General features: G+C 58.8%; 21 protein-coding genes. 2 read left to right on the forward strand and 19 right to left on the reverse strand.

The genetic code is table 11. The features are described 5' to 3' along the window. Positions 1–8 precede the first annotated feature (8 nt). Together ung and O9X62_RS12330 are read right to left on the reverse strand one after the other, a co-directional pair. Positions 9–683: a uracil-DNA glycosylase gene (gene ung / locus O9X62_RS12325; RefSeq protein ID WP_308446483.1), complete on the reverse strand. Its 675-nt coding sequence runs from the start codon at positions 681–683 to the stop codon at positions 9–11. Continuing rightward, positions 673–1,197 carry a PilZ domain-containing protein gene (locus O9X62_RS12330; protein WP_269533187.1) on the reverse strand — a complete coding sequence of 175 codons (525 nt, stop codon included), beginning with the start codon at positions 1,195–1,197 and terminating at the stop codon, positions 673–675. The genes ung and O9X62_RS12330 overlap by 11 nt, the downstream gene beginning before the upstream one ends. Before the next feature lie 140 nt (positions 1,198–1,337). Between O9X62_RS12330 and O9X62_RS12335 the strand changes: the two genes are divergently transcribed. Next, complete coding sequence (locus tag O9X62_RS12335; protein WP_269533188.1) at positions 1,338–2,114, forward strand: phytanoyl-CoA dioxygenase family protein; 777 nt, start codon at positions 1,338–1,340, stop codon at positions 2,112–2,114. Between the two features lie 107 nt (positions 2,115–2,221). Beyond that, positions 2,222–3,139 carry a DMT family transporter gene (locus O9X62_RS12340; protein ID WP_269533189.1) on the forward strand — a complete coding sequence of 306 codons (918 nt, stop codon included), beginning with the start codon at positions 2,222–2,224 and terminating at the stop codon, positions 3,137–3,139. On the opposite strand, the gene O9X62_RS12345 is transcribed toward O9X62_RS12340, so the two are convergent. The 17 genes from O9X62_RS12345 to frr form a co-directional block, all read right to left on the reverse strand. Next, a complete protein-coding gene (locus O9X62_RS12345; protein WP_269533190.1) occupies positions 3,119–3,892 on the reverse strand; it encodes an RNA methyltransferase in 774 nt (257 codons plus the stop codon). The genes O9X62_RS12340 and O9X62_RS12345 overlap by 21 nt on opposite strands. A 52-nt stretch (positions 3,893–3,944) precedes the next feature. Beyond that, a complete protein-coding gene (locus O9X62_RS12350) occupies positions 3,945–5,372 on the reverse strand; it encodes a hypothetical protein (protein WP_269533191.1) in 1,428 nt (475 codons plus the stop codon). Beyond that, positions 5,357–6,022 carry a class I SAM-dependent methyltransferase gene (locus O9X62_RS12355; RefSeq protein ID WP_269533192.1) on the reverse strand — a complete coding sequence of 222 codons (666 nt, stop codon included), beginning with the start codon at positions 6,020–6,022 and terminating at the stop codon, positions 5,357–5,359. Before O9X62_RS12355 ends, O9X62_RS12350 begins: the two co-directional genes overlap by 16 nt. A gap of 59 nt (positions 6,023–6,081) precedes the next feature. Continuing rightward, on the reverse strand, positions 6,082–6,978 hold the full coding sequence (gene motB, locus O9X62_RS12360; protein WP_269533193.1) for a flagellar motor protein MotB: 897 nt from the start codon (positions 6,976–6,978) through the stop codon (positions 6,082–6,084). 49 nt (positions 6,979–7,027) lie between these two features. Continuing rightward, the gene (gene motA / locus O9X62_RS12365; protein ID WP_269533194.1) at positions 7,028–7,882 is read right to left on the reverse strand and encodes a flagellar motor stator protein MotA; all 855 of its coding nucleotides are present in this window, start codon (positions 7,880–7,882) and stop codon (positions 7,028–7,030) included. 144 nt (positions 7,883–8,026) lie between these two features. Further along, positions 8,027–8,611 (reverse strand): ribonuclease HII, encoded by a 585-nt coding sequence (gene rnhB / locus O9X62_RS12370; RefSeq protein ID WP_269533195.1) that lies wholly within the window; start codon positions 8,609–8,611, stop codon positions 8,027–8,029. Beyond that, positions 8,611–9,783: a lipid-A-disaccharide synthase gene (gene lpxB, locus O9X62_RS12375; RefSeq protein WP_269533196.1), complete on the reverse strand. Its 1,173-nt coding sequence runs from the start codon at positions 9,781–9,783 to the stop codon at positions 8,611–8,613. Before lpxB ends, rnhB begins: the two co-directional genes overlap by 1 nt. A gap of 33 nt (positions 9,784–9,816) precedes the next feature. Further along, positions 9,817–10,593, reverse strand: a complete 777-nt coding sequence (lpxA, locus tag O9X62_RS12380; RefSeq protein ID WP_269533197.1) for an acyl-ACP--UDP-N-acetylglucosamine O-acyltransferase — start codon at positions 10,591–10,593, stop codon at positions 9,817–9,819. A 10-nt stretch (positions 10,594–10,603) separates the two neighbouring features. Next, positions 10,604–11,059 (reverse strand): 3-hydroxyacyl-ACP dehydratase FabZ, encoded by a 456-nt coding sequence (gene fabZ, locus O9X62_RS12385; protein WP_374708401.1) that lies wholly within the window; start codon positions 11,057–11,059, stop codon positions 10,604–10,606. A gap of 4 nt (positions 11,060–11,063) precedes the next feature. Further along, positions 11,064–12,107 carry a UDP-3-O-(3-hydroxymyristoyl)glucosamine N-acyltransferase gene (gene lpxD, locus O9X62_RS12390; RefSeq protein ID WP_269533199.1) on the reverse strand — a complete coding sequence of 348 codons (1,044 nt, stop codon included), beginning with the start codon at positions 12,105–12,107 and terminating at the stop codon, positions 11,064–11,066. 22 nt (positions 12,108–12,129) lie between these two features. Further along, a complete protein-coding gene (locus O9X62_RS12395) occupies positions 12,130–12,621 on the reverse strand; it encodes an OmpH family outer membrane protein (RefSeq protein WP_269533200.1) in 492 nt (163 codons plus the stop codon). Positions 12,622–12,688: 67 nt separating this feature from the next. Further along, complete coding sequence (gene bamA / locus O9X62_RS12400) at positions 12,689–15,004, reverse strand: outer membrane protein assembly factor BamA (protein ID WP_269533201.1); 2,316 nt, start codon at positions 15,002–15,004, stop codon at positions 12,689–12,691. A gap of 58 nt (positions 15,005–15,062) precedes the next feature. Beyond that, positions 15,063–16,418, reverse strand: a complete 1,356-nt coding sequence (rseP, locus tag O9X62_RS12405) for an RIP metalloprotease RseP (protein WP_269533202.1) — start codon at positions 16,416–16,418, stop codon at positions 15,063–15,065. A gap of 12 nt (positions 16,419–16,430) precedes the next feature. Beyond that, the gene (gene ispC / locus O9X62_RS12410) at positions 16,431–17,624 is read right to left on the reverse strand and encodes a 1-deoxy-D-xylulose-5-phosphate reductoisomerase (protein WP_269533203.1); all 1,194 of its coding nucleotides are present in this window, start codon (positions 17,622–17,624) and stop codon (positions 16,431–16,433) included. Between the two features lie 3 nt (positions 17,625–17,627). Beyond that, a complete protein-coding gene (locus O9X62_RS12415; protein ID WP_269533204.1) occupies positions 17,628–18,446 on the reverse strand; it encodes a phosphatidate cytidylyltransferase in 819 nt (272 codons plus the stop codon). Beyond that, positions 18,440–19,126 (reverse strand): polyprenyl diphosphate synthase, encoded by a 687-nt coding sequence (gene uppS, locus O9X62_RS12420; protein ID WP_374708402.1) that lies wholly within the window; start codon positions 19,124–19,126, stop codon positions 18,440–18,442. Before uppS ends, O9X62_RS12415 begins: the two co-directional genes overlap by 7 nt. A gap of 82 nt (positions 19,127–19,208) precedes the next feature. Next, positions 19,209–19,766 (reverse strand): ribosome recycling factor, encoded by a 558-nt coding sequence (gene frr, locus O9X62_RS12425; protein ID WP_269533205.1) that lies wholly within the window; start codon positions 19,764–19,766, stop codon positions 19,209–19,211. Positions 19,767–19,857 lie beyond the last annotated feature (91 nt).

Consider the following 19,857-nt stretch of genomic DNA (forward strand, 5'->3'; position numbering starts at 1 on the left):
TTCTGGGCTCAATCGAGGAGCCAGTTGATCGACATCTGACCGCGCTCAGTCAGATAACGATTGCAGCTGGAAAAGTGTCCGTTGCCGATGAATCCGCGGTGTGCCGACAAGGGAGACGGATGGGGAGACGTCAAAATGAGGTGGCGGGTTGTGTCGATCAAGGAGCGCTTCGCCTCGGCGTAGGCCCCCCACAGCATGAAGACAATCCCCTCATGCTGCGTAGACAAAGCACTGATGACCGCATCCGTGAATCGCTCCCAGCCGCGGTTCCTGTGTGAACCAGCCTTGCCATCCTCCACGGTCAGGACACTGTTGAGCAGAAGCACACCCTGTTCAGCCCACTGGTTCAGACAGCCATGCTGCGGGGGGCTGATACCGAGGTCACGCGCAATCTCCTTGAAGATATTGCGCAGGGACGGGGGTATCGCCACACCAGGCGGAACCGAGAAACTCAGGCCATGTGCCTGCTGTGGGCCATGGTAGGGATCCTGGCCAAGTATCACTACGCGCACTTGCTCAGGCGCCAGGGCCTCAAAAGCGGCAAAGCGGCGGGCCCTTGGCGGATAAATGATCTTGCCTTGAGCCTCTTCCGTTTGAACGAACTGCTGCAGTGCGTGCCAGTACGGATCGGCCAGCTCGGTGCCCAGCAACGTGCTCCAGCTGGCAGGAATATCAATCGTCATGCGGATGTTTCTTCTCGAATATCTGGCGGCGATGGCGCCGGAAGACAGTTTTTTCAATCCAGTCCTGCACTTCGGCGTCTATCTGCTCAAATGTCGCATCCAGTCGGTAATCGCCGCTCCCCGTCAGTTCACACTCACGTATCGTCGCAGACAATACCAAGGGCTGAGGTATGCGAGGGCTGAGGTAGATGCCCACATAACCAGCCTTGCCAACCGGCACTGGGGAAACCGAATTCCAACTCACGCCAGCGCCGCTCAGCTCAATCTCTTGCAGGGGCGGCAAGCAATCACCGCGCGCGAGCAACTGACCAACCATCTGCAACATCAGCTCGACGCGCGCCTCCAGCGACTGCCAGCGCAGCGCATCTGGACTGTCGTCATCATCGAGATGCGCAGGGGATGCCTCCAGCAGGGCCAGCACACGCAGCAGCAATACCGGGTCAATGGTCGTAACCGGGGGGCTGTCGAGCCAACTGATCGGCATCGCAAACCTGATTGAAAGTGGTGTCGTCATGATGACCTCCTGCCTGTCGGGATTATACGGTTCGATTTGGCACCGGCTTGCCGCACATCAAGCATGCCTGCGTCCGGCAGGGTAATATCCGCCATGGAACAACCCTTCCGGCATGATGCCCTGCCGCACATAGTTTTGACATGAATACCACCCCGTTTACTCCCGCTGAGCTCGCAGAATTTGAAACGCGTGGTTTCCTTATTGCCCGCGGTCTTGCCGATCCATCCTTGTGCGATGCCATCCTTGGCGAAAGCCGTCGACAGCTGGATGCCGCCATAGCACCCATCGAGTACGAAGCCGATACGCAGTATCCCGGCGCACCCCGTTCACGGGATGCCGAGGGTGGGCGCACGGCCAGGCGCCTCCAGCAAATGTATGCGCGTGCTCCGGTTTTCCGGGAGTGGGCATGCAACCCGGTTGTGACCCGCCGCGTCAGTCAGCTGCTGGGGGGCGCAAGCGTGGCGCTGACTCAGGCGCATCACAACAGTCTGATGACCAAGCAGCCGGCTTACTCAAGTGAAACCCACTGGCATCGGGATATCCGCTATTGGAGCTTTAGTGATAGCGACCTGATTTCCGTGTGGTTGGCATTGGGGCATGAAACTCGGGAGAACGGATGCCTGGGTTTTCTGCCGGGCAGCCATCAGCTCGAACTCGATAACGATCGATTCGAGTCCCGTGCCTTCCTGCGTACCGACCTGCCAGAAAACCGTGTGTTGATTGATAGCGCCGAGTTTCCAGAACTGGCCCCAGGCGATGTGGTGTTTTTTCATGCGCGGACATTCCATGCCGCCGGATGGAATCGCACCCAGTCGACCAAGTACTCGTTGGTCTTCAGCTATCACCGCCAGGACAATCAGCCTGTGCCGGGCACTCGGAGTGCCAGCCTGCCTTCGATCACGATGCCGGCAGACTGACTGTCACGCCATTTCCACCAACACAGTGCCCTGACAGCCGGGCAGGCGTCACTGTGTTGCGAGGCTCATCGGGACTACGCTGATAACCTGACTCGCCGGGGAATCGCATGTCCAACCTGATGCTCTACGCCATTGCCACCCTGATCTGGGGATCCACCTGGTTGGCCATCACCTTCCAGCTTGGCACCGTGCCGGTGACTGCCTCTGTGGCCTATCGTTTCCTGATCGCCGCGGTCATCGTACTGGCTTGGGCCGCCTGGCGAGGAGACCGGCTGCGCCTGCGGGTACAGGAGTGGCAATGGGCTGCAGCGCAGGGCGCGCTGATGTTCGGCATCAGCTACATGCTCGTATACGCGGCTGAGGCCCACATTGCGTCCGGCTTGGTAGCCGTGCTTAACTCCACCATGGTGGTAATGAACCTGATCGGCATGCGCCTCGCATTCGGACGGCCGATTGAACGGAAGTCACTGCTCGGCGCTGCCTTGGGTCTCGCGGGCATCGTGCTGGTGTTCTGGCCCGAACTTCAGGATGTACAGGGCCGTTCCAACTGGACAGGCATCGCCTGCGGACTGCTGGCCGCCGTCGTGGCCTCTGCCGGCAACATCGTGGCACAACACAACCGGAATCTGGACATCCCGCTACTGCCTGGTATCGGTATAGGCATGTTGACCGGCGGTTTGGCCTCATTGGCCTACACCCTGTTGAGCGGCGAATCGCTACGATTTGACTGGCGGCCCGCCTACTTGCTCTCGCTCGCGTATCTGGCCATTTTTGGTTCGGTACTGGCGTTTGCGTCCTACCTCACGCTGATGGGCCGGATCGGTGCTGCCCGTGCAGGCTATATCGCGATTGCCGTACCCATAGTCGCGCTTGTTCTTTCCACTCTCTTCGAAGGCTTCAACTGGCAGTGGCTCACCGTGTTCGGGATACTCTGTGCCGCGGCGGGCAATGTCATCATGCTCAACGATGTCAGCAGCTGGCTACGGCGGCTAGGCATGAACAGACTAGCCGCTCACCTGTCGTAAACGCTCATACAGACAGATCGCCGTCGCCGCCCCCACATTGAGCGACTCCATGCCCCGATGCATGGGCACGCGTAGCCGCAGATCGGCCAGCTTCACGAGATCAGCCTGTACCCCCTGCCCTTCACTCCCCATGATCAGTAGAAGATCGCCACGTAGATCGGTCTGATAGAGCGAACTGCTCTCTGCCAGAACCGTTACGGCCCGACGACCCGAAAACACAGCTGCAAGTGCGGGCAACTCCACGCGCTCGATCACCGGGACACAAAAATGGGCGCCCATGCCGGCACGTAGTACCTTGGGGGACCAGACGTCAGCGCAACCCTGCCCGAGCCAGACCTGATCCACGCCAGCGGCGGCCGCAGTGCGCAGGATCGAGCCGACATTACCGGGATCCTGCACACCGTCCAGGGCAAGAATCATCCCTGACAGAGAGGGCTTGGGGGAGCTGGGGTATGACCAGATCGCCAGCAAGCCGCTAGCAGATTCCAGTTCGGTCAGTTCGGCAAACAAGGTGTCACAGAAAACAACCGGCTGGCGCACTAGCCGGGCAGACAGCTCGACCACTTCATTCTTGGCCAAGGCATGCTCTGCCACGACGGTTCGCTCTGGCTGCAACCCTGTATCAAGTGCGGCCGCGAGCAAGTGCGGGCCGTCCAGCAGGGTCAACCCACTCTTGAGGCGCTCACGACGCTGAGTGGCGAGCTTGAGACAAGACTTGAACAGCGGATTCTGCCGCGACTGGATGATTTCCATGCATGACCACTTGATTGAACGACATGACAACAACAAAACGCCTGCACAAGGATTAGCCACCCAGTGCGAGACGCCGCGCCTGTTGTGTCAGGCACTGACCTGTGGCCAGACAAACCTGCTTGAAACCATCGTATTGCGCTGCAGTGAGCGGCGTACCACCATTGTCGGAAATGAACAGGCCAACCGGTCTGTCATCAACGAACAAGGACATCGCCACAAAATCACCGGCGCCGAGCGACTGCCTCAACCCCCGTGGCAATAGCGCCTCAAACTGGGCCCGATTACCTTGATTGAGCCAAACTGACTGTGGCTTGAGCAGCATCTTGGTAAAGATATGCGGCGCCGAGAGATCAATCTGCAAGGCGCGCAAGGGATCGCCCTCGGCAATGCCGATCGCGTAACGTACCTTGAGGATATTCTGGCCCGCACTCAGCAGTCCGAACACAATCCGCTTGAGGCCGATGCCCTCGGACTGTGCACGAATCGCCAACCCCATGATCTGATTGAAAGAGGCACCGCCGCCTCCGGCGCGTTGCAGTTCACGCAGGATTTCCGCGAGCGTAGGTTTGCTGTTGTCCTGCGCGGCTTGCGCAGACTTGGGCTTGGGCCACTCACCGGGCTGCATGACCAACCAGCGCGCGGGTGCATGAATTTGCGCATAAGGCCAGTCCTTGCGGGCAAAGTGCAACAGGATTTCCACCACCAGCGCCCAAACCGCCGATTGCTCCACACCCAGCGTCTGCGCAGCAGTCCGCAAATCATGGTCTATGCCATCTTGCCACCACCCCAACTGCAGCTTGTCAGCGAGGCGCATCGCAACCTGATGCAACATGCCGCGCTGGCTGCTTGCAGCGCTGTCATCTAGCAGGGTCGCGAATACATCGGGCAACCGCCAGCGGACAAAGAGCGATAAACCCACCGCAGCCGGATTGACCGCCGGGGCTTTATCAGGAAGCCCAGCCTCAAGATATCGCAACATCTTGGGCAGGGACGCCAGCAGTGCGGTCACGAAGATTTCATCCAGCCTGGCGTCATAACGCCAATTACCGAAATCCCTGGCCAGACGCGCAGCCAAGCGGGCGCCAGCCACTTCTTTGAGCACGGCCACATAGTGCGCAGGGTGCTGAGGCAATAAAACCGATTCAACACTGGGGAGACGGCTGAATTGGGTGAGGAATGCCTCAACACCCATCAGCAGAATGACATTGTCGATGGAGACCACATCCGCGGCGAGGCTACCGCGGGGGCGCTGGTTCACGAATCGCAGCGCATGGGCTGTCAGCAATGGATCCCGCAGTGCCAGCTCGACCAGCTCGTCGTTTCGTACGCTGGCAGCTCGATTCAATAATCCGGTCAGCGCCGCCTTGGTGGACTGCAGGATCGGTAGCGGCCGTGAGGCCCAGTATTTCAGCCAGGCCTCATTGGCATCCTGCTCGGCACTGGAGACAGGTTTCGCAGGCTTGTTCAGCGCATTCGCCATAAGTAGAGCTTCGCGCCTTTCCAGTCGTTGAGTTCTATGATTTCGTCGGCGGCCACACCCGGCACGGGGAAACTGTTGCTGACCAAGACACTGTTCGGCCGCATTTCAGCGACGGCTTTTTCCCACACCCAAGGCATGGCTGCCGGTGACAGGAAAGCGTAGACCATGTCGAACTCCCCGTAATCCAGCGCCAGCATATCGCCACGCAACCAGCGTGCGGTGCTACCCGATAGCCTGAGCCGCAACCAGCCCAGCAACCAAGGCAGCCAAGCATGCTCGATACCGGTCAGTATCAGATCGCGACGATGGCGCAGCCCCATCAAAACAGTGGCTGTCCCGGCACCGATATCCAGTAGGCGCCCATGCTCGGGAACACGCTGCGCCAACACGCTTAATGCAGCCTGATTGCTGAGATATAGCGGCACTCGGCTGCGATCAATCCTGCCAAACACCAGCCAAGTCATTACAAACGCAAGCAGATAAACCCAAGGTGGCAACGCGAGCCATAGGCAGAAAATCACCAGCGGCAAAAACAGAGCATGAATCAAACACCACCAGCGCGGCTGGCGCAGTGCAAGCGAAAGACCCACCGCAACAGCCATCTGGACCAGTACCCACACCCCCCATGGCACACCCCCAAGTAGTGCCATGCCCAATCCCGCCAAAGAACTTGCAAGCAGCTGGACCAGAAACCCGGCAGGCCCCGGACTCACGGTGCCGGGCTCGCCACTCCAGCCTGGATGGCTGCGCTGGCGTCGCTCGTTTGTTCGACCTCACCCGCCTGTTTGCCGGCGAGCTTCATGATGTTTTCTTCGGTTTCTTTGTTGAGCACAATGATGCTGATGCGTCGGTTGACCGGATTGGCCGGGTCTTCCTTGTCAAAAGGCACGGAGTCCGCGAGACCGACGACCCGCAGTATCTTGCTCGCATCGGCACCTGCGCTGATCAGCTGACGACGCGAAGCATTGGCACGGTCTGCCGACAATTCCCAGTTGCTGTAGGCGCGATCTCCCGAGGAGAAGCCCGCGGCGTCGGTGTGACCCGACAGGGAAATACGGTTGGGGACTTCGTTCAGAATGGACGACAACTCGGAAATGATGTCCGTCGCGTAGCTCTCCATCTGTGCGCTACCGCTCTTGAACATGGGACGATTCTGCTGATCGATGATCTGGATGCGCAGGCCTTCCGGCGTGACATCAAGCAGGATCTGATCCTTGTACTGAGCCAGCTTGCCCTGCTTGGAGTCGATCGCCTGCTTGATCTTCTCGCGCAGCTCATCAAGGCGCTTTTTCTCCTTGCCGCCCTCACCCCGACGCTGTTCACCTGCCTTCTTGGAGAGATCAAGTCCGCCGCCCTGCAGAATGCTTTGGGACTCACCGGCACCGGAACCGCCACTGAGTGCAACCTTGAGCGGGTTCTGGAAGTAATCGGCAATGCCGCGCAGATCCCCCTTGGTGGAAGAGCCTAGCAGCCACATCAAGAGGAAGAACGCCATCATCGCCGTCACGAAGTCGGCATAGGCAATCTTCCAGGCACCGCCGTGGTGGCCGTGTCCGCCCTTCTTGATCTTTTTGACGACTATCGGACGCTGGGAATCGTCACTCACTGTTCTCTCTCCCGCCTGTCAGTTGATCGGGCCTTGCCTTGCAAGGTCGTCAACCCTTCTTGCTCTTGACGTACTCTTCCAGCTCCAGGAACGACGGCCGGATACGGCTTTCCATCGCTTTACGACCAAACTCCACTGCAACCTGAGGGGCGTAGCCGTTCAAGCTGGCGAGCAAAGTGATCTTGATGGTCTGCAGTACCTTGGAGCCTTCATTGACCTTGGTTTCCAGCACGGTAGCCAATGGCCCGAAGAAGCCATATGCCAGCCAGATACCCATGAAGGTACCCACCAGCGCGGCGCCAATCAATTTGCCCAGCTCCGTCGGAGGCAGGTGCAAGGAGCCCATGGTATGCACCACACCCATCACCGCAGCCACGATACCGAATGCGGGCAGGCCGTCTGCCAGTTTGGCCATGAACTCTGCCGGCACATGCGCTTCGTGGTGATGGGTTTCGATTTCCACATCCATCAGGTTTTCAATCTCGAATGCGTTGAGGTTCCCCCCCACCATCAGGCGCAGGTAGTCACACAGGAACTCAACGACATGGTGGTCCTTCGCCACGGCGGGATACTTGGAAAAGAGCGGACTGCCATCCGGGTTTTCCACATCCCCTTCAATCGACATCAAGCCTTCCTTGCGGACCTTGGACAGGATCTCGAACATCATGGCAAACAGATCCATGTAGAAGGCCTTGCCAAAGGATGAACCCTTGAACACGCTGGGGATGGCTTTGACAATAGGCCCCAGGGAGGAACCGTAGGCAGCGATCATGGCACCGATACCGCCGCCGAAAATGATCACGATTTCGGAGGGCTGCCATAGCACCGCCAAGTGACCGCCATGCCATGCGTAAGCACCCAGAATACAGGTGCACATGAAAACGTAGCCGATGATGACGAACATCGAGTGTAGCTCCCGTCGGCTCTGCAGGCCGGTTGGCGCGCCGCAAGACGGCGCAACGCTTGGATATTAGTTGCCCGACAGGGCGAATGACAAATGCTATACGGACTGAGTGTGCATCACTTTCCTGCACGCCTGTTCAGTGTCTCACCAGAATGCACCTTGGCGCGCCTGGATTTGCGCCCGAACCGGTGCAAAAGTGGTGCGGTGGGCCTTGCTTGCACCAAGCTCAGCCAAAGCAGCCAAATGGGCGGGCGTAGGATATCCCTTGTGGATGGCGAACCCATAGCCCGGAAACTCGGCGTCCAGCGCCATCAGCTCGCGATCCCGCGATACCTTGGCCAAGATGGATGCCGCCGAGATGCAGGGCTCCAGCGCATCACCCCGAACGATGGCCCTGCCGTCGCAGGGAAGGCCCGGCGGGACGCGATTGCCATCAATCAAGGCGAGGTTTGCGGCCGGCTGCAGACCCGAGACGGCACGGTGCATGGCCAGCATGGTCGCCTTGAGGATATTGAGCTGATCAATCTCCGCCACACTGGCCGAGGCGACACACCAGCCCAAGGCACGCTCGCGGATTTCGTCGAATAGCCGGTCACGCTTCGCGGCAGTGAGCTGTTTGGAGTCGGCCAGACCGACAATCCCGTGATCGGGACCCAGAATGACGGCAGCAGCGAACACAGAACCCGCCAAGGGGCCCCTTCCAGCCTCATCCACACCGCAAACCAGCATCAGGACTTCGCCCCCAGATAGCGCACCACGGCATCCGCAGCGCGCTCCGCGGCATCATGCCGCAGCGCCTCGTGCTGCTCTGTGAAGAGCTGCTCCAGATCTTTGGCCAGCACGCGGTCTTCGATCAGATTTGCGAGTGCTTGCGCCAGATTTTCGGGTGTTGCTTCGTCCTGAAGCAGCTCCGGCACGACAAACCTGCCGGCCAACACATTGGGCAAGCCCACATAGGGCAGGCGCATCTTCTTGCGCACAAGCTTGTAGGTGGTATTGCTGAGCCGATAAGTGATCACCATCGGCCGCTTGGCCAGCATGGCCTCCAGGGTTGCCGTTCCCGAGGCAACCAGATTCACATCTGCTGCCTGCATGGCCTCTTGCGCATGGCCGAACATCAGGCGCAGTGGTAAATCCAGCGCCTTGCAACGATAGCGCGCGGCATCAAACAGATCGCGGGTCTCCCGCGTGACCAGCGGAATCAGGAACTGGGCGTGGGGATAGCGCTGATGCAGCAGGCGCGCCGTTTCAATAAACAGATCCGCGTGAAATTCGATTTCGCTTACGCGGCTACCCGGCAACATGGCGATGACCAATGCAGCATCTGGCAGTCCGAGCGTTTCACGAATCGCCGCCCGATCAAGCATCACCGGCATATCATCCGCCAGCGGATGACCTATATAGGTGGCCTGCGCGCCCACGGCGTCGTACAGGGGTTTCTCAAACGGGAACAAGCAAAGCACGTTATTGGTAGCGGCCTTGATCTTGTGGATACGTTCACCACGCCATGCCCATATCGATGGGCTCACGTAGTGGACGGTAGGGATGCCGGCCCGTTTGAGTTTGGCTTCCAGACCCAGATTGAAGTCGGGTGCATCGATGCCGATGAACAAATCCGGTCTTTCCGCCAGGCAGGCCTTGCGCAAGCTGGCGCGGATGCCGAGCAGTTCGCGCAAGTGCTTGATGACCTCAAGATAGCCACGCACCGCCAGTTTCTCGATCGGAAACAGGGTTTTGGCCCCGGCAGACTGCATTTTTGGACCGGCAATACCTGAAAAACGGGCATTGGGAACCCGCCGCTGGATGGCCTCGATCAGGCTTGCACCGAGCAAATCACCCGAGGCCTCGCCGGCCACAATCGCAATACGCGGGCCGGTATGGCCATCAAACAAGGACTGCATAGACAGGAATGGGGCTTGTAATGAGAAAGATGATCAGCGGATCAAACCACGACTGGCGGTCGGGAAGAAATCCACGAAAGCCTGCAATTCGGGCTTGTCGGCTGCACGCGCAGTAATCTCGGCGATCGCTTCTTCAAGGCGCAAGTTCTGTCGGTAGAGCAGCTTGTACGCACGCTTGATCTCGGTGATCTGCTCTGCCGTAAAGCCACGACGCTTCAGACCCTCGCTATTGATGCCGGCAGGGGCTGCACGATTACCTGCCGCAGTGACATACGGTGGTACATCTTGTGTGACGGCAGCGGTAAACGCCGTCATCGCATGAATGCCGATCTTGCAGAACTGGTGAACACTGGTGAAACCGCCCAGAAACACATGGTCGGCAACGTGGACATGGCCGGCCAAGGTCGTGTTGTTAGCCAGGATGGTGTGGCTGCCGATCCGGCAATCGTGGGCCACATGCACATACGCCATGACCCAGTTGTCGTTGCCGATCTCGGTGAGCCCCTGATCCTGGATCGTGCCTGTCGACACGGTGACAAAATGGAAGAAGCTGTTGTCGTCACCGATCACGAGGCGGGTAGGCTCCTGCCGATACTTCTTGTCCTGCGGCGTGCAACCAATCTGCGCTGAGCCATGGAACACATTGTGGCGACCGATACGGGTATGGCCCTCGATGACACAGTGTGGACCCACGCGAGTACCATCACCGATCTCGACATGCTCACCGATCACGCTGAACGGACCGATCTCAACACCTTCACCCAGACGTGCGCCGGGATGCACGAGAGCTTGCGGATGTATCGTCGCCATCAATGCTTCCTCAGGCCTTGGCTGCCGCAGCGCCCGTCGGCACTTGGGCACACATCAAGTCGGCTTCCGCCACGACATTGCCACCAACACGGGCAACGGCCTTGTACTTGAAGATATTGCGCATCTTGCGCTCGATGCTGACTTCGATCAGCAATTGATCACCCGGCGTCACCTGCGCCTTGAAGCGTGCATTATCGATACCGGCAAACAGGTAGAGGTAACCGTCCTTGGGCTTGTCGCCCGTGGTACGGAAACTCAGCACACCTGCCGCCTGCGCCATCGCTTCAATGATCAGCACGCCCGGCATGACCGGATACTTGGGAAAGTGACCGACAAAGAACGGTTCGTTATAGGAAACGTTCTTGAGCGCGACTACCCGCTCACCGGGCACCAGTTCCGTAATGCGGTCGATCAGCAAAAAGGGAAAACGATGTGGCAGATGATCCAGAATGCCCTGGATATCCATGGTTTCAAGTACTTGGGTCATGCTTGGGGTCTCCCTGGTCGGCGTCTGAGTGGCCGACTTTCCGTTCAATGTTTTTCAGCCTGCTGGCCATGGCATCAAGCCGGCGCAGGTGGGACGCGTTGGCGAGCCAGTCCTCATGAGACTGGACCGGGTACTGGCCAACATAGGTACCCGCTTTGAGTATGGATTTGCCGACCAGCGTACCCGCCATCACGTTGACCCGGTCAACGATCTGAAGATGGCCCAGTATCATGGCGCTCCCGCCAAATGTGCAGTAAGCACCGATGTGCGTACTGCCGGCCACGCCGACGCAGCCCGCCATCGCGGTATGTTTGCCGATGCGCACATTGTGGGCAATCTGGATCTGGTTATCGAGGCGGACGCCGTCCTCGATTACGGTATCGTCAAGTGCGCCACGATCTATCGTGGTGGAGGCACCGATCTCGACATCATTGCCGATCAGTACCCGACCGATCTGGGGAATTTTGTACCAACCCTCACCGGTCCAGGCATTACCGAAACCATCGGCACCGATCACGGCATTGGCATGAATGATCACTCGATCGCCTAATCGGCAGTGGGCGTAGACCACCACATTGGGGTGCAAGCAGCCATCGGCGCCGATCTCGACATGATCACCGATACGGCAACCCGCTTCGATCACTGTGCCATCACCGATCCTTGCGCCTTGGCCGATGGAGACAAACGGTCCGATACTCACGTTGTCACCAAGCTGAGCATCCGCCGCGACGATTGCCGAGGGGTGGACGCCGGATACTGGCCTGGCAGGCGGATTCAACAGCGTAGAAACGCGCGCAAAGTAAAGATAGGGATTAGCTGCAACGATACGGGGCAGCGTGGTGGCATCGCGCATGTCGGGGGACACCACCACAGCCGCTGCGCGGCAGTCATTCAACTGCTTGCGGTACTTGGCGCTGGCCAGAAAGGCCAGTTGCCCCACACCCGCGCCCTCCAGTGTGGCAACTTGGTGGACAAGCACATCGTCACCCAGCAGCTCCCCGCCCAGCTGGGCCACCAGCTCGGACAAGCGGTAAACCACCTGATGCCCTTTACTTGTCGGACAAGGACTTGATGACCTTGTCGGTGATATCGAGCTTGGGATTGATATACACCGCCTCTTGAAGAATGGCGTCGTACTTTTCACCGGCAGCAACCTGCTGGATCGTGTTGTAGACACGCTCCTGAATACCGGAGAGCTCCTCATTGCGGCGCGCATTGAGGTCTTCACGGAATTCACGCTGGGTGCGGGCCAGATCCTGCTGCAGCTTGATCAACTCACGCTCTTTGTTGCGGCGTTCGGTCTCGGGCATGGACAAGCCGCCCTTATCGAGCTCGGCCTGACGCACCCGAACCACTTCAGTCAGCTTCTTGAGTTCGGTCTCACGGTTCGCAAACTCTTTTTCCAGCTTCTTGGTGGCACGCACAGCAGGACCGGATTCGCGCAGGATGCGATCAATATTGACGAAACCCAGCTTCAGATCTTGCGCCATGACCGGTGCCAAAAGGCCAGCGGCAAGTACCCAGGAGAAAATGTGTTTCATGATCGTTACCTCATCAATCTAGTCATCACCGCACGAAGCCAGCCCGGCATTTCAGGCCGGGCAAGGATCAGAAGGTTTGTCCAAGCGAGAACTGGAAGCGCTCTACCCGATCGCCCGGCTTGGCATTGAGCGGCTTGGCGTAGCTAAATTTCATCGGCCCCACTGGCGCGAGCCAGCTGAACGAAAGACCGGTCGAATAGCGCATGTCACCGAAGCGGGCCTTATCACCCTCAGCCCAGACGGTACCGCCGTCAATGAAGGCTGACAAGCGAACCGACTTCTCGGTCTGTTTCATGCCCGGTACAGGCAGAATCAACTCGAAATTGTTCACGAGGCGACGATTACCCCCCACGATATCCGTGGTAAAGCTCGTGGTGCCATCGGCGTTCACCACACTGGCGCGTGGGCCGAGGCTGGAGGATTCGTAACCGCGAACCGAACTCACGCCACCGGCAAAGAAGTTGGCATAGAAAGGCAGTTTCTGGCCACTGTAACCAGCCCCGTAGCCTGCTTCCAGATTCCACAAGGCGGTGAAGTTCTTGCTCAGGGGGTAGAACCACTGCTGCTGGGCCGTGATCTTGTAGTACTTGATACTGCCGCCGGGCAGACCTGCTTCAGCACCGACCGTGATCAGCTTGCCGCGGGTGGGGAAAAGACCGCTATCGCGCGTGTCTCGCGCCCAGCCGGCATTACCCAGGAAGGTCAGGTTGGTATCACCATATTTGTTGACAAAGTTGATATAGCTGACCGGACTGAACGAAAAGACCGTCAGTTTCGATCGTTCGCCCGACACCCCGAAATTGATGCCGTCATATTCGTTGATTGGCACCGACCAGCGCAAACCACCACCGGTAGTGTCGTTGAGATAGGTGCCCACGACATTGTTGCTGGGCTCGTAACGACGCTTGTAGATATCGAAGCCACGCGCCACGCCATCCGGGGTGGCGTAGGGATTGGTAAACGACATGGCATAGACGCGGCTGCTCTTGCTGGTGTTGACCTCCAGCTTGAGGTACTTGCCGCTACCGAAGATATTGGCCTGAGCAATAGAGCCCGAGAGCACGGTGCCATCGGCTTGCGAGTAACCGGCGCCAACCTGGATGTTACCTGTCTGCTTTTCTTTCAGGCTGACGTTGACGTCGACCTGGTCACTGCTATCGGCAACCAGCGGCGTATCGATCGATACATCATCAAAGTAGTTGAGCAGATCCAGACGTTCCTTGGAGCGCTTGATCTTCCAGCCGGCATAAGGCGCTGCCTCAAGCTGGCGCATTTCACGACGAATTACCTCGTCACGGGTACGCGAGTTACCACTGATATTGACACGGCGCACATAGGTCTTACGGCCAGGGTCGACATAGAAGGTGAATGCGGCTTCGAACTTGTCGCGATTGACCTCGGGTACGGCATTCACGTTGGCAAACGCATAACCTTCATCGGCCAGACGATCTGAAATCGCCGTGCTGGCTGCATTGATCTTGGCGCGAGAGAACACCTCACCGGGCTTGATATTGACCAGCTTGCGCAGCTCTTCCTCAGGCACGATCAGGTCACCGGCAAACTTGATGTCGCTGACCTTGTACTGCTCCCCTTCGCTGAGATTGACCGTCAGGAAGATATCCTTCTTGTCGTCAGACAAGGCGACTTGCTGGGAGTCGATATTGAATTCCAGATAGCCGTTATCGAGATAGTAGGAGCGCAAAGCCTCGATATCGGACTGCATCTTGGGCTTGGAGTACTGGTCGTTCTTGCTGAACCAGCTGAACCAGCCGCCGGTGTCGAGCTGGAAATTGTTGCGCAGCTCTTTCTCGGCAAATTTCTCGTTCCCCACCAGGTTGATCTGCTTGATTGTTGCCGCCAGACCTTCGGATATCTCGAAACTCACGCCAACCCGATTGCGCTCGAAGCGGGTCACCTTGGTCGAGATACGCACGGAGTACTTGCCACGGCTGTAGTACTGCTTCTTGAGCTCTTGCTCTGCGGCACCCAACAGGGCCTGATCGAAGGTTCGGCTCTCTGCCAGACCATTTTCTCGCAGTGCCTTGAGCAGCTGATCTTCCTCGAACTCCTTGGCACCTTCGATACGGATGCTGGCGATGACTGGACGTTCATCCACTGCGACGACGAGCACATCTCCATCGACCTCCATGCGGACGTCGTTGTAGAACCCGGTAGCAAACAGCGCCTTTACCGATGCAGCGGCCTTGTCGTCATCGATGCGGTCACCGATCTTGACGGGCAGATAATTGAAAACCGTACCAGCTTCGGTTCGCTGGATGCCTTCGACGCGAATATCCTTGATGACAAAGGGCTCGAAAGCGTGGGCGGAAAGGGAAGTACCAAAAGCGGCGAGTAGGGCGAGAGTGATCGAGGTCGGTTTCATAGACGAATCCGATAACCCGGAAAAAGATCCGGGCAATCGCTGGATAACGACGGGGCGGTCAGCTGCCCACCAGGCGCGTGATGTCGTTGAACAGGGCAACAATCATCAACGCGGCGAGGAGTCCGACGCCTACGCGCTGGCTGAGTTCCATGACGCGTTCCGACACGGGTCGGCCCCGCAAAAGTTCGGCGGAATAATACATCAAATGCCCACCATCCAGCACCGGCACGGGCAGGAGGTTGAGCACCCCCAGACTGATACTGATCAGGCACAGGAATTCCAGGTAGGCGCGCAGGCCGATCTGGGCACTCTGACCGGCATAGCCCGCAATGGCCACAGGGCCAGAAAGCTGCTTGTAGGAGACATCGCCCGTCACCATGCGCCACAACATGCGCAGTGACAAGGCCGATGTTGACCAGGTCTGCAGCAATGCCTTGCCAAGCGCTTCCACCGGGCCATAGTGAACAGGCTGCTGGAGCAGACGGATGGCATCCATATCCAGTGTGGGACCGGCACCAACGCGTCCGACCCGGTTACCGGCACGATCAATGATGGCCGCCGGGGTGATGACCGTTTCAATCAGACGGCCATCACGCTTGACCTGCAACCTGACCGGGATATCGGGCTTGGCCTTGATGGCCGCAGAAAAGGATGCCCAGTCGGCAAGAGGTTGACCATCCAGACTGATCAGGGCATCCCCTTGGCGCAGTCCGGCTTTGGCAGCCACCCCGTCTGCGACGAGATGACCCAGCACCGGCTTGTAAACAGCGACCGAGAGGCCGAGAAAATCAGCAATGTCGCCGTCAATGGCATCTTTGTCGATCTGCTTCAGATCGAGCATTCGCTCTGCCAACACGCCACTTTGCGTGCGGACCGTCACGGCCAGTACACGCCGGGCAGCGGCTTCATCAATCAGCGATAGGCGGGCCTCTGCCCAGGAAGCAACAGGCTCCCCTTGCATCGTGAGAATGGTGTCGCCGGGCTTGAAGCCAGCGGCAGAAGCCATGCTCTGCGGCGTGACAGCGCCAATACGAGGCACTGTGATTTCGACGCCCGCGAGAAAGATTCCCCAATAAACCGCAATCGCAAGGGCAAAATTGGCCAAGGGCCCAGCAAGTACGATAGCAATACGTTTGAGTGGCGATTGCCGATTGAACGCGCGATGCACTTCCTCTGCCGCAACGAGTGCCTCTCGCTGATCGAGCATCTTGACGTAGCCCCCCAGCGGAATGGCGGCAAGCTGCCACTGCACCTCACCGCGCTGCCAGGTCACGAGCGGCCGGCCAAAGCCGATCGAAAACACCAGAACTTTCACGCCACATCGCCGTGCCACCCAGTAGTGCCCGAACTCGTGGACGGAGACGAGCACACCAATCGCCAGTGCGAATGCCAGTATCGTGATCAGCAAAGACATGTCGCCGCCCCGTCAGTGTGCATGGTCACGCAGCCACCCTTGAGCATGACGCCGCGCTGCCGCGTCTGCCGCGACCAGACTATCAAGTGATCGGGCGTCAAAGTCGGCAGCAACAGCCTGAAGGCTGGCAGCATTGAGCTGGGCGATGGCTGTGAATCCCAGTTGCTCATCCAGAAAAGCGGCAACAGCCACTTCATTGGCTGCGTTGAGCACCGCCGGCGCCGCACCACCCATGCGCAGGGCTTCGAACGCAAGCGCCAGACAAGGGAAGCGGGACAGATCAGGTGCCTCGAAATCCAGTCGCGCAATCTGGAACAGATCCAGCGGCGACACACCGGCATCTATACGTTCAGGCCAAGCGAGACCATAAGCAATGGGTGTACGCATGTCCGGGTTGCCCAGCTGTGCCAGCACGGACCCATCCACATACTCCACCATGGAGTGGATCACGCTTTGCGGGTGAACGACCACGCTGATGCGCTCAGGCGGCAAATCGAACAGCCAGCGTGCCTCAATGACCTCCAGCCCTTTGTTCATGAGGCTTGCGGAGTCCACCGAAATCTTGCGCCCCATGCTCCAGTTGGGATGCTTGACGGCCTGGGCTGGCGTAACGACGGCAAGTTCCTCAGCCGACGCACAACGAAACGGGCCACCGGACGCAGTCAGCAATATCTTGCGTACGCCCTGCCCGGCCGTATCGCTGAAGGGTTGGGGCAGGCATTGGTAGATCGCGTTGTGTTCACTGTCGATAGGCAGGAGCGTCGCACCACCTTCCCGAGCCGCATCCATGAACAGGCCGCCAGCCATGACCAAGGTTTCCTTGTTGGCTAGCAACACTCGTTTGCCGGCCCGCGCGGCAGCCAGCGTCGGCCTCATCCCCGCCGCCCCGACAATAGCCGCCATGACCGCGTCGGCCTCTGGGTGGCTGGCGATGTATTCCAGCGCCTCCATACCCGCCAGAACCTCAATGCCGGTCAAGCCTGCACTAGCCAGCATCAGCTTGAACTCGACCAGCCGTCCCGGTTCCGCCAGCACGGCATACCGTGGACGATGAACCTGGCACTGGGCCAGCAACTTTTCAAGCTGACCATGCGCGCTGAGGGCAAGGACTCGGTAACGTTCTGGATGACGGGAGATAACATCCAGCGTGCTGACGCCGATGCTGCCGGTAGCGCCAAGGACGGTGATGTTCTGAACGGCAGCCATGGGTCAGACCACCAAGGGTGCCAAGCCGAACAGCAAGGCCGTAGTCACAGGTACCAACGATAGCAGGCTATCGATGCGATCCAGCACACCGCCATGCCCCGGCAATAGCTGACTGCTGTCCTTGAGACCAACCTGACGCTTGAGCATCGACTCAAACAGATCGCCTATCACGCTGATGGCCGTCAATAACCACGCCAGCGGCAGCAGCAAAGGCAACGGCAACGTTGCGAACAAGGAGAGATCGGAGGCATGCAGGAAGGTGACATACACAGAAACCGCGACGATGGCCCCGGCGACACCCTCCCAAGTCTTGCCCGGACTGATTGAAGGGGCCAGTTTGTGTTTGCCGAAGGTACGTCCAGCAAAGTAGGCCGCAATATCGGCAACCCAGGCAATAGCCAGGACTGCCAACAGAATCCAGGGACCTTGATGCATCTCGCGCATGCGGGTGACGCCAGCCAAGGCGGCGAGAAGAATCACCCAGCCAAGCAGCGCGGCGATCGGCTTGCGGGCAAGCGACCATTTCCGCGCAAGCCACAGGGGGACAAGCAGCAGCCAGAATGGCAAAGCCAGCATATCCAGCCAGACACCCCAGCTACGACTCAGTGGCAACACCAGCCACGCGACACCCAGCACCACGAAAGTGACAATGAACACACCCGATTCAGTGCGATCCAGGCGAGAGAAACGTGCCCACTCCCAAGCACCCAGGGTAAGCGCAAATAACGCAAACATCCCCCAGCCCCAGGCAGGCGCAAAGAACAGGCAAGCGAGCACCAGCGGCAAGAGCGCCAGGGCGGTCAGGATTCGGGTTTTCAGCATGGGGAACTCAACTGCTCACTGGTGCGACCGAAGCGGCGCTCGCGCTGGCAGTAGGATGCAATAGCGGCCTCCAGCGCAGCACGATCGAAATCGGGCCAGAACAGATCGGTGAAGTACAGCTCGGTGTAGGCAAGCTGCCAAAGCAGAAAATTGGACACCCGCGCTTCGCCACCCGTACGGATGAACAGATCGGGTTCCGGGGCATAAGCCATGGCCAGATACGGGGCGAGATCATCCTCGCCATAACCGCTGGCGAGAAGTTCCGGCCGGGCGATCAACATGGCTTGCGTAGCTTGCAGGATATCCCAGCGGCCACCGTAATCGGCGGCGATGGTCAAGGTAAGGCCGGTATTGCCAGCCGTCCTCGCTTCGGCAGCCTCGATCAGGGAGACGATTTGTGGCGAAAAACGATCACGCCGACCAACCAGACGCAGGCGGATGTCGTTGCGATCGAGTTTGTCGATCTCGCGTTCCAGCGCGGCGATAAAGAGGCCCATAAGGAAAGAGACTTCTTCTTCAGGACGTCGCCAGTTCTCGCTGGAAAAAGCGAACAGCGTCAGGTAACGCACACCCAGTTCCGAGCAGGCTTTGACCGCCTCGCGTACTGTCTCCACACCTTGCTTGTGCCCGGCGATTCGCGGCAGCAGACGCTTCTTCGCCCAGCGACCGTTGCCATCCATGATGATGGCAACGTGCGCCGGGACTTTGGCGACCTCGGGGATCTCCCGGGTCGAGCTTTTGAACAGGGCCACGAAACTCGCCTTATACCGTCAGCAGCTCTTTTTCCTTGTCGGCAAGCTGCTTGTCGATCTCGGCAATGTACTTGTCGGTCAGCTTCTGGATATCGTCGGTAGCGCGGCGCTCTTCGTCTTCGGAGATCAGCTTGTCCTTGACTGCCTTTTTGAGCTGATCGTTGCCATCGCGACGCAGGTTGCGCACGGCCACGCGACTGTCCTCGGACTCGCTGCGCACGACCTTGATCAGGTCCTTGCGGCGCTCTTCAGTGAGCATCGGCATCGGCACGCGCACGGCATCACCCATGGCAGCCGGGTTCAGGCCTAGATCGGAATCACGGATGGCCTTCTCAACCGCACTCGACATCTTCTTCTCGTAAGGCGTCACCAGCAGTGTACGGGCATCGGCCAGACCCACGCTCGCCACCTGATTGATCGGCGTGGGGTTACCGTAGTAATCCACGGTGATATGGTCGAGCAGGCCCGTATGGGCTCGGCCCGTACGCACTTTGGCCAGATTGGTTTTCAGATTCTCCACCGACTTTTGCATCTTCTGTTCGATGGTTTGCTTGAGTTCAGCGATCATGAATCTCGCTCCTGAGTTGCTGGGTTTGTCTTGATTGGCTCCGAGTCAGGAACCCGGAACAGTATTCTGTACTCGCTTAGCGAGAGGCAAG

This window comes from Chitinimonas sp. BJYL2 (assembly GCF_027257935.1).
GTDB lineage: Bacteria > Pseudomonadota > Gammaproteobacteria > Burkholderiales > Chitinimonadaceae > Chitinimonas.

Bases quoted from the DNA above. Each gene is read 5' to 3' on its own strand.
- ung (WP_308446483.1), bottom strand. From the start codon at position 683: ATGACGATTGATATTCCTGCCAGCTGGAGCACGTTGCTGGGCACCGAG.
- O9X62_RS12330 (WP_269533187.1), bottom strand. From the start codon at position 1,197: ATGACGACACCACTTTCAATCAGGTTTGCGATGCCGATCAGTTGGCTC.
- O9X62_RS12335 (WP_269533188.1), top strand. From the start codon at position 1,338: ATGAATACCACCCCGTTTACTCCCGCTGAGCTCGCAGAATTTGAAACG.
- O9X62_RS12340 (WP_269533189.1), top strand. From the start codon at position 2,222: ATGTCCAACCTGATGCTCTACGCCATTGCCACCCTGATCTGGGGATCC.
- O9X62_RS12345 (WP_269533190.1), bottom strand. From the start codon at position 3,892: ATGGAAATCATCCAGTCGCGGCAGAATCCGCTGTTCAAGTCTTGTCTC.
- O9X62_RS12350 (WP_269533191.1), bottom strand. From the start codon at position 5,372: ATGGCGAATGCGCTGAACAAGCCTGCGAAACCTGTCTCCAGTGCCGAG.
- O9X62_RS12355 (WP_269533192.1), bottom strand. From the start codon at position 6,022: ATGGCACTACTTGGGGGTGTGCCATGGGGGGTGTGGGTACTGGTCCAG.
- motA (WP_269533194.1), bottom strand. From the start codon at position 7,882: ATGTTCGTCATCATCGGCTACGTTTTCATGTGCACCTGTATTCTGGGT.
- rnhB (WP_269533195.1), bottom strand. From the start codon at position 8,611: ATGCTGGTTTGCGGTGTGGATGAGGCTGGAAGGGGCCCCTTGGCGGGT.
- lpxB (WP_269533196.1), bottom strand. From the start codon at position 9,783: ATGCAGTCCTTGTTTGATGGCCATACCGGCCCGCGTATTGCGATTGTG.
- lpxA (WP_269533197.1), bottom strand. From the start codon at position 10,593: ATGGCGACGATACATCCGCAAGCTCTCGTGCATCCCGGCGCACGTCTG.
- fabZ (WP_374708401.1), bottom strand. From the start codon at position 11,059: ATGGATATCCAGGGCATTCTGGATCATCTGCCACATCGTTTTCCCTTT.
- O9X62_RS12395 (WP_269533200.1), bottom strand. From the start codon at position 12,621: ATGAAACACATTTTCTCCTGGGTACTTGCCGCTGGCCTTTTGGCACCG.
- bamA (WP_269533201.1), bottom strand. From the start codon at position 15,004: ATGAAACCGACCTCGATCACTCTCGCCCTACTCGCCGCTTTTGGTACT.
- rseP (WP_269533202.1), bottom strand. From the start codon at position 16,418: ATGTCTTTGCTGATCACGATACTGGCATTCGCACTGGCGATTGGTGTG.
- ispC (WP_269533203.1), bottom strand. From the start codon at position 17,624: ATGGCTGCCGTTCAGAACATCACCGTCCTTGGCGCTACCGGCAGCATC.
- O9X62_RS12415 (WP_269533204.1), bottom strand. From the start codon at position 18,446: ATGCTGAAAACCCGAATCCTGACCGCCCTGGCGCTCTTGCCGCTGGTG.
- uppS (WP_374708402.1), bottom strand. From the start codon at position 19,126: ATGGATGGCAACGGTCGCTGGGCGAAGAAGCGTCTGCTGCCGCGAATC.
- frr (WP_269533205.1), bottom strand. From the start codon at position 19,766: ATGATCGCTGAACTCAAGCAAACCATCGAACAGAAGATGCAAAAGTCG.